The following is a 17338-nucleotide window of genomic DNA, read 5'->3' on the forward strand; positions in this document are numbered from 1 at the left end:
AACACCGCTGCAGCTATTGGTAACGATTAACCCCCGCCAACGAAACCCCCGTGGCGAAGTTTTCGGAAGAATCGCTCGAACGGTGCAAGGACGTTTCGAGAGATTGCCGTCGCACATGCGACGCCGGAAATATCACCGCAGTTCGAACGGGCGAGGCCTGTGCCGAATACGAATTCCTACCGAAAGGGGATCAAGAATTTCCCCCAGCGGTTCATACCTGGGTGGGCTCCAGCCGCGGGCTCACCCTGCCATGTGTGGCCGCACGGGGGCGGCCGTCGCCGGCTACCGACGACGGCCCCGACTATCGCCGTCGCGGCCAAGGCCTTCTTGATCACATTTCATCCTTTTCGCAGCGGAGTGCCCGCACCCTGAGGGGCAGTCACCCGGAGCACCCGCATCCGGAGCGCCCTGGTCAACTCGCCCCCGAGGGTGTGGTTCCGCCCATTCACCCGAATGCCACGAAGCGATAGACGGATATCGAAGCGATAGGCAGATATCACTGCAGCTGCGCGGTGTTGCAGCCGTGGCCGGTTCCGGGAACGGGCCGGATTCCGGGCAGGCGAAAGGCCGGTACGGAGAGCGCGTACCGGCCTTTGTTCCGGCGCTAGGCGACGGTCAGAGGTGCACGCGTCAGGCGTTGATGCACTTGTTGCCGAACGTCGGGTTGAGCAGCGCGATGAAGTTGGCGGAGTTGCCGCAGACGTTGATCGGAATGTCGATCGGGACCTGGACGACGTTGCCGGAAATCACACCCGGGGAGTGGGCGGCACCACCCTTGGCATCGGCACCGTGCCCGCCGGCGGCGGCCACACCGGCCCCGCCCACGACGGCCACGCCCGCGGCAGCGGACAGGACGGCGGCCTTCGAAACAAGCTTCACTGTGAACCTCTTCACTGAGCAGCATTCAGGATCTGTACGCGCCGCTTAGAGCGACAACCTGTTCAACGCACCAGCCCGGAAAGAGGTATTGCAGCATTCGGGTGAAGGTGGTAACAGATCGACCCGAGGTACCGCCATTCCCCATCCTCACATATCTGCGCCCCCGGAATTCAGTTGGCATTCATTGTTCGGTGGACGTCCGCGAAGTCATGTGTTTGTCAGTGGAGTCGTGTGCAATGGCCGTATGAAGGTGACATATACACAGGTGTTGGCCTGGCGGCTGCGGCAGCAGAGCCTGACGCCTCGTACGACGGGCTCCGTCGCGGAGATGGTGGAGCGCCTGGCGGGTGTACAGGCGCAGCTGGCCTCCGCCGCCGAACTGGCCGTCAGCACACGCCAGTTGGCCCCTGTGCCCGATGCCGTACGGCGTTCCCTGGCGACGCGTGCGGTGGTGAAGACCTGGGCGATGCGGGGCACCTTGCACCTGCTGCCGGCCGAGCGGGCGGGGGCGTATCTGGCGCTCCTGGGTGCCGCCCGGACCTGGGGAAAGCCATCCTGGCAGAAGGCGTTCGGGGTGAGCGCGGCGCAGATGGCGGCCCTCGGGGACGCCGTCGACGACATCCTGGACGGGCGGGTGCTGACCCGGCAGGAGCTGACCGAGGCGGTGCTGGCGCGCAGTGGCCTGGAGGAGCTGGGCGAGCAGCTGTCGTCCGGATGGGGCGCCGTCCTCAAACCGCTGGCCTGGACGGGGCGGCTGTGTCAGGGGCCGCCCCAGGGGCAGAGGGTGACGTTCACCTCGCCGCGGTCCTGGGTGCCGGACTGGCGCGGCATACCGGACCCGGAGGAGGCCGCCGCCGTGGTGATCCCCGCGTATCTGAGGGCGCACGGCCCGGCGACGCCCGCCGCGTTCGACGCATGGCTGCTGCGCGGGGCGACCCGTAAGGCACGGCTCCGCGGCTGGTTCGCGTCGCTGGGCAACCGGCTGACGGCGGTGGAGGTGGACGGCGAGGACGGCGCGTATGTGCTGAGCGAGGACGCGGAGGAGCTGGCGCGGGCGGCACCGTCGCAGGACGTGCGGCTGCTGGCGGGCTTCGACCAGTACGTGCTGGGTCCGGGCACCGGCGACACCCGGCTGATCGCGGCGGACCGGCGCAAGGCGGTGAGCCGGGCGGCAGGCTGGATCTCGCCAGTGGTGGTGCACCGGGGGCGGGTGGCCGGAGTGTGGGAGTTCACGGAGGAGGCGGTGGTCGTGACGCTGTTCGGTGAGCACGGGGAGGTGCCGCGGGAGGGGCTGGAGGCGGAGGCCGCCCATCTGGCGCGCTGTACGGGGCGCGAGCGGCCGCTGGTCGTCCGTACGGGGTAGGTCCGGCGGGCCGGGCCCTGCACGTTCCGGGCGGGGCCGCCGACCGCCCCGCGGGTCGAATGCACAGGTCAGCGCGATTGTCAGACCCTGGTGCAAGACTCGGCTGCATGAGATGGGCAGTGGCGGAGACGGGCGACGGGGGTGCTCGTCTCTGCCCGCTCACCTCGGAGGGCCGGGCCGCCGGGCCGGTGCTGGAGGAGCCCTCGCTGGCCGAGGCCGTGCGGTCGCGGGCCGGGGTCGAGCGGTGGGTGTGGCGGTCCACCTCAGAGATCTACCGGCGTCTGCTGGCGGCCGGTGTGCGGGTCGAGCGCTGTTACGACGTCGAGGCTGCCGAGGCGCTGCTGATCGGCCACGAGGAGGGCCAGTCGGGCCAGCCGCGTTCACTGGCCGCCGCCTGGGCGCGACTGCACGGCCTGCCGGTGCCGGACGACGCGCCGGCCCGGGCCGCCGAGACCCAGCCGTCGCTGTTCGAGCCGGGCCCGGTGCCACTGCCGACCGGCACGGACGAGCTGACGGCCCTGCTGGAGGTGTATGCCGGCCAGGTGGCCCGTACGGCGAAGGCCGAACACCCGGAGCGGATGCGGCTGCTGCTCGCGTCCGAGTCGGCGGGCATGCTGGTCGCCACGGAAATGACCCGGGCCGGGGTGCCGTGGCGGGCGGATGTGCACCGCGAGGTGCTGCACGGCCTGCTGGGCGAGCGCTATCCGGGCGGCCTCGAGCCGCGGCGCATGGCAGAGCTGGCCGAAGAGGTGTCACGCGCCTTCGGGCCGGACGAGCGCGTGCGCCCCGACCTGCCGAACGACATCATCAAGGCCTTTGCCAAGGCCGGGATCTCCCTCTCCTCCACCCGCAAATGGGAACTCCAGCAGATCGACCACCCCGCGGTGGCACCCCTGCTCGAGTACAAGTTCCTCTACCGCCTCCACACCGCCCATGGCTGGTCCTGGCTGCAGCAGTGGGTGCGAGACGGCCGTTTCCGTGCCGAGTACTTCCCCGGTGGCACGGTCTCCGGCCGCTGGACCACCAACGGCGGCGGGGCGCTGCAGATCCCCAAGGTGATCCGGCAGGCCGTACGCGCCGACCCGGGCTGGCGCCTGGTGGTCGCCGACGCCGACCAGATGGAGCCCCGGATGCTGGCCGCCGTCTCCCGGGACCGCGGCCTGATGGAGGTGGCGGGCAGCGGCGAGGACCTCTACGCCGACCTCGCCGCCCGCGCCTTCCGCGGCGACCGCGCCCAGGCCAAGCTCGCCCTGCTGGGCGCGATCTACGGCCAGACGTCCGGCGACGCCCTCAAGCACATGGCCGATCTGCGCCGCCGCTATCCGGCCGCGGTGGCCTATGTCGACGACGCGGCCCGCGCCGGCGAGGAGGGCCGCCTGGTGCGCACCTGGATGGGCCGCACCTGCCCGCCCGCATCCGTGGCACCGCCCGACGAGGCGGGCCTCCCCCAAGAGGAGGAAGCCCCTTCCGGTTACGGCAGCAGCTCGGCGGCCCGCGCCCGGGGCCGGTTCACCCGTAACTTCGTCGTCCAGGGCAGCGCCGCCGACTGGGCCCTGCTGATGCTGGCCGCGCTGCGCCATGCGCTGTCCCGGGGCGGCCTCCGCGCCGAGCTGGTCTTCTTCCAGCACGACGAGGTGATCGTGCACTGCCCGGCCGAGGAGGCCGACACGGTGTCCGAGGCCATCGCGACGGCGGCCGCGGCGGCGGGCCGGATCGCCTTCGGGGACATACCGGTGCGCTTTCCGTTCACCACGGCGGTGGTGGACTGCTATGCCGAGGCCAAATGACGTCAGCGCCGTCAGTGACACCAGTGACACCAGTGACACCAGTGCCGTCGCTGTGGGCCGGCCGGCTTCGTTCTCGTCATCCCCGACGAAGAGCTTCCGCAGGAGGAGCGGTACGCGCTTCAATCCCTGGGTGAGCGGTACGAGTTGGCGGCGGAGGGAGCACACCGGAGATGAGCGTGAGCGGCGAGGTGCCTGGGGTGTTCGTGCGGCCCGAAGTATCTGAGGGCTCTGGCGTCGGTCTGGAGCGCGTCAACCCGGCCCATCTGGCACCGCCTACCGGGTTCAGTCATGGCGTGCGTGCCGCCTCCGGGACCATGGTGTTCCTCGCGGGGCAGACCGCGCTCGACGGGGAAGGCCGGATCGTCGGGGACGGCATCGTCGCGCAGTTCGAGCGGGCGCTGGGCAACCTCCTGGACGTGGCGGCGGCTTCCGGCGCGGGCCCGTCCGATCTCGCCAAGCTCACCGTCTTCGCCGTCGATGTCGCCGACTACCGCCGCCATGCGCGGGAAATCGGCCTGGTCTGGAAGCGTCTGGTGGGTACGGACTTCCCGGCCATGGCCGTGATCGGCACGACGCGTCTGTGGGACGAGGCGGCGTTGGTGGAGATCGAGGGCATCGCGGTCGTCCGGGAAGGTGTCAGCAGCGGCTAGGGGGACGACATCGCCGGTGTCGCCCGTGTCGTCGGCGGTAGGCGGTGGCGGTGGCGTCGGTGCCGCTTCGGAACGGCATGTTCTCTTCCGTTCTCCTCGGACGAAGCCCCGGGTACGGCCGCCGACTTGGGACACGGTCGACCGGAGGAGCAGGCATACGCGCCAGGGGCACCTGTTCCACCGGATCTCCCGATGGAACAGGTGCCCCTGGCACCGTTCACACGCCGCTGACGCTCAGTTCCGGCTGCGGGCCATGCCCACCGGGTCCTTCTTGAACGCCCAGGTCATCTTGGGCTCCATCGCCCAGCGGAAGGCCTTCTGCACCGGCGGTGTGCAGAGCAGGGTGACGATGGTGCCGGCGGCGATCGTGAGCAGTACCGCGCCCCAGGGCTTGTGCACCCACGGGTTGTCGTACCAGTTCCAGAAGCGGGAGCCCTTGGCGAGGAAGCCGTGGAGCAGGTAGCCGTAGAGGGTGCCCGCGCCCAGCGCCGTGCACCACATCGTGCGGCCCGGCACCCAGGCGAAGAAGCAGGCCACCAGGACCAGCGAGCAGCCGAACATCGCCAGGGTCATCACCACGCCGCTCCACCACGGGGCGGCGAGTTCCTGGGCAGCGTCCCGGTGGTAGAACCACGCGGCGTTCATGCGCGGCGCGGCCCAGTACGCGAAGACCAGGGCGGCGGCAAAGACCGGTACGGCCACCATCCGGGCCTGCCGGTTGCGTACGAGCTTGAAGTGCTCAGCCTTCAGGCACAGACCGACGACAAAGAAGGGGAGGAACTGCAGCGTCCGCTGGAGGTCGAGGTCGTTGCCGATGTTCGGCGAGACGGACGCGAGCGTCGCTATGGCCAGCGCGAGCGGGATCGGCCAGCGGACGATCTTCCACAGCGGGGTGGTCAGCCGCCAGATGAACAGCGCCAGCAGGAACCAGGTGAGGTACCAGGGGTCCGTGAGGCTGATGGGGTACTTCGGGTCGTCGTCCGCCCACCTCTTGAAGAACGTGTAGGCGACCTCGAAGAGGATGTACGGGACCGCGACGCCGGTGATCAGCCGCTGCAGCCGGTCCTTGCGCATGTCGAAACTGCGCGAGAAGTAGCCGGAGATGATGATGAACGCCGGCATGTGGAAGGCGTAGACGGTGATGTACAGGGCGGCCGCCGAGCGGCTGCCGTCGCGCAGCGGCTCCCACGAGTGCCCCATCGCCACCAGAACGATGGCCAGGTACTTCGCGTTGTCGAAGAACGCGTCGCGGGACTTGCCGTTGGCGCCGGTGGCGGCCTTGGCCTTGCCGTGCGCCTTGCGTGCCTTGTGCCTGCCGTGCGACCCGCCGGCGGGCCTGGTACGCGTCCCTGGTCCGCCCGGGGCTGCCTGCGGCGTCGGGCGGTCGGCGGTGCCGGTGCCGGTGGCCGTCGCGGCCCCCGTTATGGTGGCGGTCGCCGCACCCGCTCTCAGCGGGCCGGAGGACGCCTCGTCGGGCACCTGCCGCTGCGGGGGCAGCGGCGCCCGCCGCTCGCCGTACACCGGAAAATCGTTCGTCAAGGGCCCTCCCGGAACGAACCCTGGGGAGCAGCCGGACGCGGGCCCGCACCGGGCCCCAAATAGGAACCCAAAAGCGTCATCCTGCGTCTTAGGTCTTTTGCGGGGAGTGTGGCGGCGTCGAACATCTCTGGCACCTTAGCCGTGCCACGGGAATCCCGTAAATCCCCGCCCGGCACGGTCCTTCGGCGGCGTGTCCGGCTTCCACAGCTCCTTCACCGCTCCTGAACGTACCGTGCGGCGAGCGAATGTGTGCGACCGGATCCGATCGACGCGCGAAATCACGATAATGCCCTAGTAATGCGCCCTAGGCGATGACCCCTTCAATACCGCGGTCCCGTGCCTCCCGTGCGCCCGTGTTCTTCCCCACATCCCATGCATAGACCTCCAACGGCCTGCCGTGCGGGCCGCGCAGCCGGTGGACGGCCGCGATCCAGCGCGAACTCAGCGCGGACATACGGGGGTTGATCTCGTCGACGAAGCGGGCGAAGCGGGTCAGCCCGGCCACTGGGGGCGATCCCAGAATTCCCGTACGCACCTGGGGCGCCAGCTCATGGACCGCCTTCACGCAGCGCACGCAGAAGCTCTGGACGACCAGCCGGCTTCCGGTGTGGGTACGGTCCAGCCAGCCGCGGCGGCGGAGTTCGCCGACGAGGTCCGCCTCGATTCCGGGGTAGACCCTGGGGGATTTGATCTCCAGCAGCAGTCGCTGGCCGTTGTGGTCCAGCCGGCTCAGATAGGCGGCGAGCGTGGGCACCCGCTCCCCGGCGAATCGCGGCCCGAACCAGCTGCCCGCGTCCAGCCGAGCGATCTCGGCCGCGGTGAAATCCCGTACGCGCCAAGGCGCCCGGCCAGGGAACACCCTTTCGACGTCGGTCGTCCGGCGCAGCGTGGTGTCGTGCAGCACGACCAGCTGGCCGTCCTTGGTGCGCTGGACGTCGTTCTCGACCCACAGGAACCCGCGACGGTAGGCGGCGTCGACGGCGGCGAGGGTGTTCTCGGGCGCATAGCGGGAGGCGCCGCGGTGGGCGATCACCAGCGGGAGCCCGGCGCCCGCTCCGCTCCACGGCCCGGCCCCCGCCACGGACAGCGGGACCGCAGCCACGGCCATGAAGGCGACACCCGCCGCGGCGGGCTTCATCCGCCCCCGAAGCGGTCTCCTCGGCCGTCTCCGGTGCATGCGGGAGCCTCCTGATCGCTGCCCCCAACATGCCGCCGCACCCCGGGCCCCGCCATGCGGGACGGCCATCCGGGCGGGCGCGTACGCACCTCTGGCGGCGGTTCCCGCGGGCCGGAAATGACAGACTGCGCGCGATATCCGACCGCGATCGAGGCCATCTGTTCGAAATTGCGGCGGAAGTTTCGGCAATTCGAAGGGTCGACTACATGGCCGAATAGAGGCTTGAATTTGCGTAGCGCGGGGCGGGACCCGCCGCGCATGTCTGCCGAATTCCGGTCCGCACGGCGAGCATCCGATTCGAGTGATGTCAGCGATATCAGCGATGCCGACGGCACCGGCGATACCAGGAGGGAAATTCTTACCGGAAAGAGCCAGAAAGGACCAGAAAAGGCGGGTCCCTGGGGGCGGTGCGGTGGGCCGCGAGCTGCCGGGTGGACGACCGCGCACGGCCGTGCCGCTGCTGAGGGCCTCCCGTTCATGTCCGGTGCGGTCGGTCGGAGCGCGTACACGACAGAATTCGGGACGGCGCTGCGCGCGGAATATCCATCGCAAGTCCCCGGGCTGCATCCTTGTTTTATCCCTGCCGCCCGCGCGTTCCGTCGACCAGGGGCGTCGAGACGGGGCATGCGAGCGGTGGCTCTCATGTCGGCGCTTCTGACGGCTCTTCTGACGGCTCTTCACAGCCCGTTGATCATTTTTTCGCCGACGATGAGCAGCCAAAGCCGGAATCGGTGATTCTCCATGTACTGGTCCCGCACCGGCCCCGGCGCCCACTACGACTGGAAGCATGACTCGCGCCGGAACGTTGAACGCAGGCAAAGCCGTGATCCGGCAGCGTAGTTGACTGGGGCAGCACCGTGGCGGCGGTGGAATCAGTCCGAGTTGAACCGTGGTTCCGGGTGCCGAATCACCCATGCACGGCGAGATCAAACGGAACAGGCCCGTCCGGCTCACCACGGCCGCCGAAGCGAGCGCCGCCATGGCCCCCGGGGCGCTGCCCGCCGGGCTTCGCAGGAGCCCTCCGAAGATCCACGCCCGGCCCGATGGCCGCACAAGGGCCCGTCATTCCACACCGCCGTGAGCGCGGCCAGAGCGAACTTGCGGACTGGAAGGAGGAACACAACAAGTCACACAAGCAGGTCCGCGCCCGCGTCGAGCACGCCTTCGCCCGAATGAAGACCCGGAAGATCCTCCGCGACTGCCGCCTCAAAGGCGACGGCGTCCATCACGCCATGCTCGGCATCGCCCGGATGTACAACCTCGCCCTCGCCGGATAGTTCAGCGGCCCGCACTGCGGCTACCCACGCCCGAAGTGGCTCGAAGATCATTTACGGGACAACCCTTAGCGAGGTCGCAGCTCGTGCAGGATGGCTGGGCGGTCGAGGCATCCGAGCCAAAGACGGGCAACGGCTACCGCGTGGTCGCGCTCGATGACGGCACCGTCAACGTCCTGAAGCTGCACCGCGAGCGGCAGGATGCGAACCGCGAGGAGTGGGGCTCAGCCTGGTGACAGACCTCTTCGAGCGGCTCTTCACCGCTTCCGGCCTCCCGCCGATCCGTCTGCACGACCTGCGCCACGGTGCCGCAACCCTCATGCCGGCCGCCGACATCGACATCAAGATCGGTCGGACACCCTCGGGCACAGTGACAGCCGCATCACGCGGGACATTTATCAAAGCGTCCTGCCCCAGGTCGGCAAGAACGCCGCCGAGGCCACCGCGAAGCTGGTCCCCCTCCAGCGCAAGGCTGCGAAGGCCAAGGCCAAGGCCAAGCGGAAGAGGCCGAAGAGCTAGATCAACAACCGCTCCGCTCACGCACGCCAGCCCACGGCACCCCGGCCGTGCGCCCCACCATGCCCCGAGCAGGGCAAAACCCCAGGTCACGGGCTATGTGACCGGGGGCCTTTCTGAGCCGCCTTCGGGATTCGAACTCGAAAGCCACACACTGGTGTGGGCCCACTCAGAACTTCGACGCCTGTCACAGCGGCCCGGGGGCCTGAAACGGCGACAGGCTGATACGGCGATGCCTGAGGCTGCCTGCATCGGTGGTACGGCCCGGCAGGCGGAATCTGGTGCGGCACGCTCGGCCCCGTGATGGAATCGACACGACAGCCGTAGTCCGGCGGCTCGACCACCACGGACTCGACTGTCGTCGGGACCGAGCCACGATCGTGAGGCACAGCCGCCTTGAGCACAATGAAGCCGTCGTCGCCCTCTGTCTCCGCGCGCATGAGCAGGCAGGCGAGCAAGGATACGGCTGCCGAACTGCAGGTCCGACGCCTCCTGCACGCGGCCGGCCTGCGCTACCGCGTGGAGTACCCGGTACCGGGCATGGCGCGACGCCGGATCGACGTGGCGTTCACCTCGGTCAAAGTAGCTGTCCTGATCGACGGATGCTTCTGGCACGGCTGCCCCGAACACGCGACGCAGCCGAAGTCGAACGCAGAGTGGTGGCGGCAGAAGTTGGACCTCAACATGGCGCGCGATACGGAGACCACGGAGCACCTCGTAGCAGCCGGCTGGGAGGTACTGCGCTTCTGGGAGCATGAAGCACCGGATGACGTGGCTCTCCGTATCGCGGCGGCGGTTGAGTGGCGAAAGATCCAGCGGGGACGAGGGAGGAATCGTTGAGTGGGCTGACCTTTGTCGATGTGTGCTCGGGGGCGGGTGGACTCGCTCTGGGGCTGGAACGAGCGGGCTTCACGCCTCGACTCCTCCTGGACAACGAGTCGTCTGCCTGCGAGACGCTCAAAGCCAACCGGCCGCATTGGAACGTGCTGAAAGCGGACCTCCTCGACTTCGATCCCGTGGACCACCCCGAGGCGTACGACGTCGATCTGCTGGCAGCCGGTCTCCCCAGGGTGAGGTCGAGTGCGACGGTGACGCGCCAGTCGTCGGACACCGAGTTACGCCTCATCGAGGCGACTGCCTATCTGGTCCACGCCGTCCAGCCACGTGCGCTGATCATCGAGAACGTGCCCACCCTGGTCGACGAGGACTCCCTGGCGCCGATACGGGACTTCCTCCGCGAAGAGCTGGAGCACCTCGGCTACGCACTGACCTGGTTCATACTGAACGCTTCCGACTTCGGAGTGCCCCAGGACCGCATGCAAGGCATCCTCATGGCCGTCAAGCAGCAGTGGGCGAGTGCCTTCCGACCGCCCCGACCCAGCATCCACGCACACGTGTCGGTCGGAGAGGCTCTGGCGCCGTCGATGCGTTCCTGCGGCTGGCCGGACGCCGACCGTTGGGCGGCCCAAGCGACGAGTGTGGCACCGACCTTGGTGGGCGGGTCCAAGACGCACGGAGGCCCCGACTTCGGACCGAGCGGCACGAAGGCCAAGTGGCGACGGATGGGGGTCTACACGAAGTCGTTCGGGAACGAACCGCCCGGCCCCGACTTCACGTGGGATCCGTCACTCGGGGACGACGGACTGGTGCGGATCACGGTGGACCAGACCGCCCTCCTCCAAGGCTTCCCCGAAGCGTGGGTGATCTCCGGCCTCAAGACCGCCCGGTACCGCCAGATCGGGCACGCGACCCCGCCGCCTGTCGGAGAGGCGCTGGGACGGGCTGTCGCGGAAGCGTTGAACGGGGGTCCGGGAGTCCCCGCGGCCGGCTAAACTTCCGCCACATGACCAGCTCGGCGTACCACCAGTCCATCCTCGACAAGCCCTTTGTCCTGGACCTCTTCGCAGGACCCGGAGGGCTGGATGTCGCTGGGCACACGCTCGACATCCCGAGTCTCGGTATCGAGTGGGACAGAAGTGCCTGCCTCACGCGATACGCGGCCGGGCTGGACACCCTTCACGCCGACGTGAGCGCGGTTCGCAGGGATTCCTTCGAGTCCCTGCCGCCGGAGATCAACGTGCTCGCAGGTGGCCCTCCGTGCCAGACGTACTCGGTGGCCGGGCACGGCGCCGGACGGCAAGCCTTGGACCGGGTCAAGGAGTACATCGAGCGGCTGATGGCAGGCGAGTCCGACCAGGAGATCGACGAGGACCTGAAGACCCTCACCGATCCGCGCACTGCGTTGGTCCTCGAACCTCTCCGATACGCGATTCAGGCAACCAGGAGCCCGAACCGGGAGCACCGCCCGTACGACGTCATCGTCCTGGAGCAGGTCCCCGCGGTGGCCCCGCTCTGGGAGCACTACGCCAAGGTGCTGGAGGAGACAGGGCTCCCCGACAAGACCAGGTACAAGGTCATCGTCGACATCCTCGACACCGAGACCTACGGGGTGCCTCAGACACGATCCCGCGCGGTACTGATCGCTCGGCGTGAAGGGCTCGGCGAGCCCTCGCTCCCCGCCCCGACGCACCGTTCCTATGAAGCGAAGGAATGGAACCGGAAGAACGGAACGAGCGAACCCGACCAGGCTGCGGACCAGGTCCATCAGCCGACTCTCGACGAGGGCACCACCACGTCGAAGAGCGACGCGGACCTGCGGCCCTGGAGATCGATGCGGGAGGCCCTCGCGAAACCGGTGGGCTCGCATCCGGGGCGTCCCACTCCCTTCCTGGTCCGCTCGAACTACGGCAGTTCCGGGAACCCGGGGAGGCGTGGAGTGCGGACCGACCAGCAGCCCGCCGCCACCGTCACCGGCCGCATCTCCCGCTTCGTGGTCTTCGAGCACCTCGACGAGAACATCGTGTACGAGGGCCCGCGGTTCAGCATGAACGAGGCCGGGATGCTGCAGAGCTTCCCGCCGGACTATCCGTGGTCCGGTACGGCGCAGGCCCAGCAGGTGGGCAACGCCGTACCGCCCCTGTTCGGTGCACACCTGCTGAGCGCCGCTCTAGGGCTCCCCGAGCCGGACCCGGAGGCGTTGAGGAAGCCGTGGCAGCCAGCCACGGAGGAACAGCGGGCAAAGCTGCGAAGCAACGGCTGCGGTGCCGCCGACGCCTGCACCGACAGGTGCCCGCGCCCCAAGGACCAGGTGCCGCCCCCTTCCTCCGTGCGCCCTCGTAAGAGCAAGAAGGCGTCGGCGAAGTAGTCCGAGCACGGCCCAGGTCAATCCCCGCTCTTCCTGCCCCTGACCGGCGCAGTCTCGAACAGCTCCGCGAAGTAGCTGGTGAGCACGGCCACGGATTCCTCCGGGACGGGGTCCTCGTCGGGCCCGTTCGGGCGTTCGTGCCGCTCGACCGGTGGCGCCGATTCCGCTTCCGCGATCCAGTCCCGCAGATGGACGGGGTCCCGGGGCTGGTCCGGCGCGAGGATGTCGTAGATCAAGGTCGCTCCCGCCGCGTTGATCGCGACGCTGAGGCCGTTGACCTCTCGCCCGCCGGAGACCCGGCCGCTCTTCAGAAGACGGACCAAGGCCTGAGCGGTGGGACGGTGATCGATCAACTCGCTCCGGAGAACGGTGTGGATGAGGTCTTGATTTCCGCAGGCGACCTCGACCGGCTCGTAGTCCGACCCGTTCCTGAAGAGTTCGGCCGCCCACCAAAGGCGGGAGAAACACTGACGGTCCGCGGGACCACGGAAGCGCTCGGCAGCGATGCGCCTTTCCGGCCTGTTCGCCGTCGGCTCCGACAGGTGCCGCCAGACCACATAGTCCGGGGCCACAGCCAGGGCGAGGTGGTTCCACAGACGCTTGTCCGCCGCTTCTCGCCGCGTCAGGCGCAGCGTGGCATGGAGCCGTGGCGCGAGCCATGCGTCGGCTCGGGTGCGGTCCTCCCGGAACTCGAACATGGTGTCTTCCACCAGGCTCCGGATCGGCTCGACCCACCACCTGGCGTCGTCCTCGGGGAGCGGCTCGACGACCTTGGCGAGATCGATGCCGCCGTGAACCTGTTCGCCTTTGAGTAGTTGCTCGGTGAGGAACGGATCGACGGCAGAGGTGGCGAGCAGCCCCAGGCGCTCCGGTACGTGGTTCGGTTGGGTGATCACGTCTCACTCTCGCGGTTCATCTGTTCCAGACTGCGGATGACAAAGGCAAGCGCCTTGGTGGCATCGGCGCGGCGGACCGCCGCGTAATGGATACGCGTCTGTAGCTCCACCCAGCCCGAGTCGCGGGTGCGCCGGCGATGGACCTGCCGTAGGGCCTCCTCGACATGGGCGCCGGGAATCACGTCCGGGAGCATCTCCCGCAGCACCTCGCCCTGCCAGTCGGTGGGGAAGACCGGCCCGCCACCGGGTTCCACCTCCAGATCGCCGATGGCACCGTGAAACACCGCGGTCCAGACGTCGGTGGCCATCTGGGCGACCAGGAGGTCACGCACCTTGCTGTTCACACCCGAGCCATTGCTGTCCAACAGGTCGATGACACCTTCGACATCGGTGTTCACGAACACGGTGGGGACTCTGGCCGAGGTGTCCACGATCCAGGGCGCGTCGGCGTAGGCCTGGAGCCACTCCCGGGAGCTTCTCTTGAACGACGCTTTCTGGACGTCGAGTTGGAGCCCGCGGACCGGCTCGTCGGAAACCGTGTCGATGATCCAGCTCCGGTCGGTCTCGGCGATCGACCGTCCGCGCACTCCGTCCACTGTCCCGACGGCGTACACGGCGAGGGAGGCCCGAGCCAGGTGATCGTCACGAAACACCTCCAGCGAGCCGGACCAGTCCCGGCCGTCCTCCGCGTCGAGCCTGAGATTCGCAGAGGTACGGACATTGGTCTCGCCGTCCGTCAGTACGGCGAGGACACACAGATCCGACCAAGGCGCGTCCGGCGCATTCGCCCCCGGCGGCAGCGTCGCCGAAAGACCGATCGTCGCGCTCACCCAGTCTGTGTGGCCCGCGATGCCGAGCGCCACAGCCTGCTGTTGGGTCGAGTACGCGGTGGTCTCCAACTGGTCGCGGGTACCGTCGGAGAGCTTGAGGGAGACCGAGGTCACTCTGAGCGTGACCGGCCGGCTGAGCCGCTTGTACGGGTAGAACTTCACGCGTCACTCCCCCTTGCCGGCACGGAGTTCGACAACGAGACGGGTGAGAGCGGTCTTGACCGGGTGGCTGGTGACGTCGGTGGTTCCTCGGAACTTCGCACGCCGCGCGCCGGATGTGAAGCGCAGTATGCCGTCCTCCGCTTCGCAGCCCTCGACGCCCACGAGTTCCGCCCAGTCCAGCCTGGGGCGGCCCCCCGAGCGCACGTCCAGCTGGGCCACCGGCACCATCGGAACGATCTCGTCGCCACGCGGGATGCTCACTTCGCCGGTGATCTGCCACTCCCCGCCGTCGCCGACCGTCGCGTCGAGCCCGTCCAGGACCGGAACCACCGGGCCGGTGGGTGCCTTGGCCTTGGGCCTCGTTCGCACTGTCAACGCCTTGCGCAGGGCCTCACCCCCTTCGCCTCTGCTGCGCTTCGGCCGTGCGACAAGTTCTCTCACCGCATTGTTGGCCTCGGCGGTCAGCGCGTTGATCCGCCGGTACGCGGACGGTGACCAACGCAGTGTCAGCTCTTCTGTCTGCCCCCAACGGTCGTGCTCGGGAGGTTCCGCCGCACGCAGGAATTCCTCGGCCTCCTTCGCGAAGGGGGCCGTCTCTCCTGCTGCCTCCCCCACCAACAGAACAGCCTGGAAAGGGTTGGTGCTGTTCGGCAGCCTCGGGACCACGGTCCTCTTGACGGTCATGCGATTGCCGCGCAGCGAGTGCATCCGGTTCTTCGCCCCGTCCCTGTCCCCCTCGGCCTCGGTGATGAGCAGAACCGCTTGGTGCGTACCGAACGTCCCATGGGCGCCTCCGGACAGCGGCAGCTTCAGCGGGACGCTCCGCGCCGCCACGTGCCCGGCCTCGGTGAGGCGATCCACCGTGGTGCCCTCGTAGTGCGCCCTCAGGGCACGGGTCCGGGAGGGCTGTTCGACAGACGGGTCCACCTGCTGCTCCGCCACGACCTCCTTGCCGTTCCGCAGGGCACGGACAGAGACCTCCAGGAGGGGGAGCTTGCTGCCCCCGCCGGTCATCGCGGCCCAGAAGTCACGCCCCAGTGCTTCGACCAGTCGGGCGTGCATCGTGGTGATGTCACGCGTGTCCTCATCGCTCTCCTCGTCGCCGATGAACCCGTCGTCGGGATCGGAGGAGTTCGCCGCGAGGCCGGCCACATCGTGCGCACCGACGATGAGGAAGGACGTACCGGGTTCGTCGTTCTCCCGGGTCAGATGCAGGCTCTCGACGGTCTGCTCGTCCGCCCACCAGGAACGGGCGACCATGGCCGCGGGCGAATCAGGATCAGGGCGCCCGAACCAGGCGGGGCCTGCGTACGGCTCGCCGTCGACCTCACGCCAGGGCAGTTCGAGACGGCCGATGACCCGTCGCTCGGTACGTCCCTCGTGAGGCACGGAGAGAGTGGAGTTGATGAGAACGAGCCCGAGGGCGCTGGTGGCCCACAGCGTCGCCTTGCCCAAGCCGTACGAACCACCGGCGCCGGGACCGGACTTGAGGCTCTCCAGTTGGCGTCTGACCACGGCGGCGAACTTGCCGTCCGCGTAGTCGTCGCCGATGAGCCCGGAGGCGTTGTAGTCGTCGACGCGCAGCAGGACCAAGCGGCCCTTCTCGTACATGTCGCGCACCCCGGCGTCCACGACCCGACCGACCTTCTGGTTACCTGCGGTCTCCGAGACGGCGGAGTAGTGCGGAAAGAGATCCTTCCAGAGAATCGCGTCACGGAAGGCGTCCAAGGTTTCGCCGGTGATCTCGTGCAGGGTGTAGCGGACCTTGACCGGGCGGCCGTTCTCCGTAAGCCGCTCGTCCAGGCTGTTCTGACAAGTCTCTCGCGCGAGGACCTGCACGTCGGCGTCGAAGGCGAAGGCGGCGGCATTGCCCAGGTCGCGGCCGCCGTCGGCGTAGCCGGGGCGGTGGTACCAGGTGACCGGGAGGCCAGCCTGGGTGTCGGTGGTGCGGGTGTGCACCGTGCCCACATCCGTGCCGAGCGCCTTGGCGATGTCCGCCATGACGGTCGGGCGAGGCGTCGACCTGCCGGTGATCCATGCGGACACAGCGGCCCGAGTCAGCTCTAGCTCGTTGGCCAGTTCAGCCTGCGTCTTCCCTGCGAGCTTGAGCTGTCGGGCCAGCCAAGGCCCGAACTCCTCACCTGTCTCCACGCGCCGCCTGCTCTTTCCCCGGAGTCCCATGCCGATCGCATGGTGTGGACCACATGCTAATTTGACAAGTGCAGCAGCGTCAACCAACAGTTGATCGAGCTCGATCGACCAGACCGCTTCAGCCCGGCGTCCAACTTGCCTCGAATCATCAAGTTCCGTCCCACATGCGGCACTTCGATAACAGAGAGGTCAACTCCCTTCAGTGGAGCAGGAGTTCGGGTTGTGTGTACGAGTGAATATCGGATACGTTCGCTCACGATGGGAATCCCATCTCGCTCGCGAAACCCGAAATCGGGAAGGCCGGGCGACCGGGGAAGAAGTGCGCCCAAATTCCGACCCTATGCCCAGCCGACACCTCCACGGAGCCCTACAGGAAAAGCCTTCCGAAAAGGACTGGTTGCACGAGACCTCCATCCGCTAGCTTTTTTGGGGAAAGAAAGTCTCACCCAGGCGTCAGCTTATCCATTTCGTTTCACACTTTCACACGGGGGACGTGTGCCCGAATACACCCCTGTGCAGCTGCAGGATGCGACACGACAGGGGTATACCAGATGAATGAGCAGGACAGTGAATCGTTGGACTCGCTTCGGGAGTCGAGCGCATTCGAGCTGGCAATTAAGACAGCGGAAAGCACGGTCGAGGTTCTGGGAATTCTCCACGAACACGGCATGTCCGAGGAGGCTTTCACCAATAGGTTCCCTGTCCTGGCGAAGGTGGCCCAGGGGCTGCCGAACGTTCCGGACGAGGCCGCTCCCCCGGTCTGATTCAGCACGTCACGGGCCCGAAGTCTCGGTCTCGCAACAACCGGCGACTTCACCGTGAACCCTTCGCTTCACGAAGGCACTGTGGAAAATACCGCCCAGCGCCACGACGAACACGGGCCGGTCGACGAGCCGGCGGCCGGCCCGC

13 protein-coding genes and 2 pseudogenes are annotated in these 17338 nt (G+C 68.2%); 9 read left to right on the plus strand and 6 right to left on the minus strand.

Going from position 1 to position 17338, the window contains the following annotated elements; all coding sequences use genetic code 11:
* Window positions 1-630: 630 nt before the first annotated feature.
* Complete coding sequence (locus ADL29_RS06305; RefSeq protein ID WP_053922736.1) at window positions 631-879, minus strand: chaplin; 249 nt, start codon at window positions 877-879, stop codon at window positions 631-633.
* A gap of 244 nt (window positions 880-1123) precedes the next feature.
* On the opposite strand from ADL29_RS06305, the gene ADL29_RS06310 reads away from it, so the two are divergent.
* The 3 genes from ADL29_RS06310 to ADL29_RS06320 all read left to right on the plus strand — a co-directional run bounded on the left by ADL29_RS06310 (window position 1124) and on the right by ADL29_RS06320 (window position 4679).
* On the plus strand, window positions 1124-2242 hold the full coding sequence (locus ADL29_RS06310) for a winged helix DNA-binding domain-containing protein (protein WP_053922737.1): 1119 nt from the start codon (window positions 1124-1126) through the stop codon (window positions 2240-2242).
* A 107-nt stretch (window positions 2243-2349) separates the two neighbouring features.
* Window positions 2350-4029, plus strand: coding sequence for a bifunctional 3'-5' exonuclease/DNA polymerase (locus ADL29_RS06315; RefSeq protein ID WP_053922738.1), 1680 nt, complete (start codon window positions 2350-2352; stop codon window positions 4027-4029).
* A 170-nt stretch (window positions 4030-4199) separates the two neighbouring features.
* Window positions 4200-4679 carry a RidA family protein gene (locus ADL29_RS06320; protein WP_107094906.1) on the plus strand — a complete coding sequence of 160 codons (480 nt, stop codon included), beginning with the start codon at window positions 4200-4202 and terminating at the stop codon, window positions 4677-4679.
* A 234-nt stretch (window positions 4680-4913) separates the two neighbouring features.
* Here ADL29_RS06320 and ADL29_RS06325 read toward each other — a convergent pair whose 3' ends face one another.
* Together ADL29_RS06325 and ADL29_RS06330 are read right to left on the minus strand one after the other, a co-directional pair.
* Complete coding sequence (locus tag ADL29_RS06325; RefSeq protein ID WP_053922739.1) at window positions 4914-6218, minus strand: acyltransferase family protein; 1305 nt, start codon at window positions 6216-6218, stop codon at window positions 4914-4916.
* A gap of 304 nt (window positions 6219-6522) precedes the next feature.
* Entirely contained in the window at window positions 6523-7326 is an 804-nt protein-coding gene (locus ADL29_RS06330) for a glycerophosphodiester phosphodiesterase (protein WP_053922808.1), read from the minus strand.
* Between the two features lie 1124 nt (window positions 7327-8450).
* Here ADL29_RS06330 and ADL29_RS06335 point away from each other — a divergent pair.
* The 5 genes and pseudogenes from ADL29_RS06335 to ADL29_RS06350 form a co-directional block, all read left to right on the plus strand.
* Window positions 8451-8672: pseudogene (locus tag ADL29_RS06335) on the plus strand (transposase); the annotation flags it as partial.
* A gap of 74 nt (window positions 8673-8746) precedes the next feature.
* Window positions 8747-9188, plus strand: a pseudogene (locus ADL29_RS40570) (tyrosine-type recombinase/integrase); the annotation flags it as partial.
* Between the two features lie 435 nt (window positions 9189-9623).
* Complete coding sequence (locus ADL29_RS06340) at window positions 9624-10025, plus strand: very short patch repair endonuclease (protein WP_053922740.1); 402 nt, start codon at window positions 9624-9626, stop codon at window positions 10023-10025.
* On the plus strand, window positions 10022-11017 hold the full coding sequence (locus ADL29_RS06345) for a DNA cytosine methyltransferase (protein ID WP_053922741.1): 996 nt from the start codon (window positions 10022-10024) through the stop codon (window positions 11015-11017). Before ADL29_RS06340 ends, ADL29_RS06345 begins: the two co-directional genes overlap by 4 nt.
* Window positions 11018-11028: 11 nt before the next feature.
* Complete coding sequence (locus tag ADL29_RS06350) at window positions 11029-12390, plus strand: DNA cytosine methyltransferase (RefSeq protein WP_053922742.1); 1362 nt, start codon at window positions 11029-11031, stop codon at window positions 12388-12390.
* Window positions 12391-12407: 17 nt separating this feature from the next.
* Here the strand turns inward: ADL29_RS06350 and ADL29_RS06355 are convergent, their stop codons facing one another.
* From ADL29_RS06355 to ADL29_RS06365, 3 genes are read right to left on the minus strand one after another with little or no spacing between them, the layout of a single operon-like run.
* On the minus strand, window positions 12408-13286 hold the full coding sequence (locus ADL29_RS06355; protein WP_053922743.1) for a DUF6339 family protein: 879 nt from the start codon (window positions 13284-13286) through the stop codon (window positions 12408-12410).
* Window positions 13283-14278, minus strand: a complete 996-nt coding sequence (locus ADL29_RS06360; RefSeq protein ID WP_053922744.1) for a hypothetical protein — start codon at window positions 14276-14278, stop codon at window positions 13283-13285. The genes ADL29_RS06355 and ADL29_RS06360 overlap by 4 nt, the downstream gene beginning before the upstream one ends.
* Window positions 14279-14281: 3 nt before the next feature.
* A complete protein-coding gene (locus tag ADL29_RS06365) occupies window positions 14282-16429 on the minus strand; it encodes a helix-turn-helix transcriptional regulator (RefSeq protein ID WP_053922745.1) in 2148 nt (715 codons plus the stop codon).
* 551 nt (window positions 16430-16980) lie between these two features.
* Between ADL29_RS06365 and ADL29_RS06370 the strand changes: the two genes are divergently transcribed.
* The gene (locus ADL29_RS06370) at window positions 16981-17193 is read left to right on the plus strand and encodes a hypothetical protein (RefSeq protein ID WP_053922746.1); all 213 of its coding nucleotides are present in this window, start codon (window positions 16981-16983) and stop codon (window positions 17191-17193) included.
* Window positions 17194-17338: the final 145 nt, after the last annotated feature.

The organism is Streptomyces chattanoogensis (genome assembly GCF_001294335.1).
Taxonomy (GTDB): Bacteria; Actinomycetota; Actinomycetes; order Streptomycetales; family Streptomycetaceae; genus Streptomyces; species Streptomyces chattanoogensis.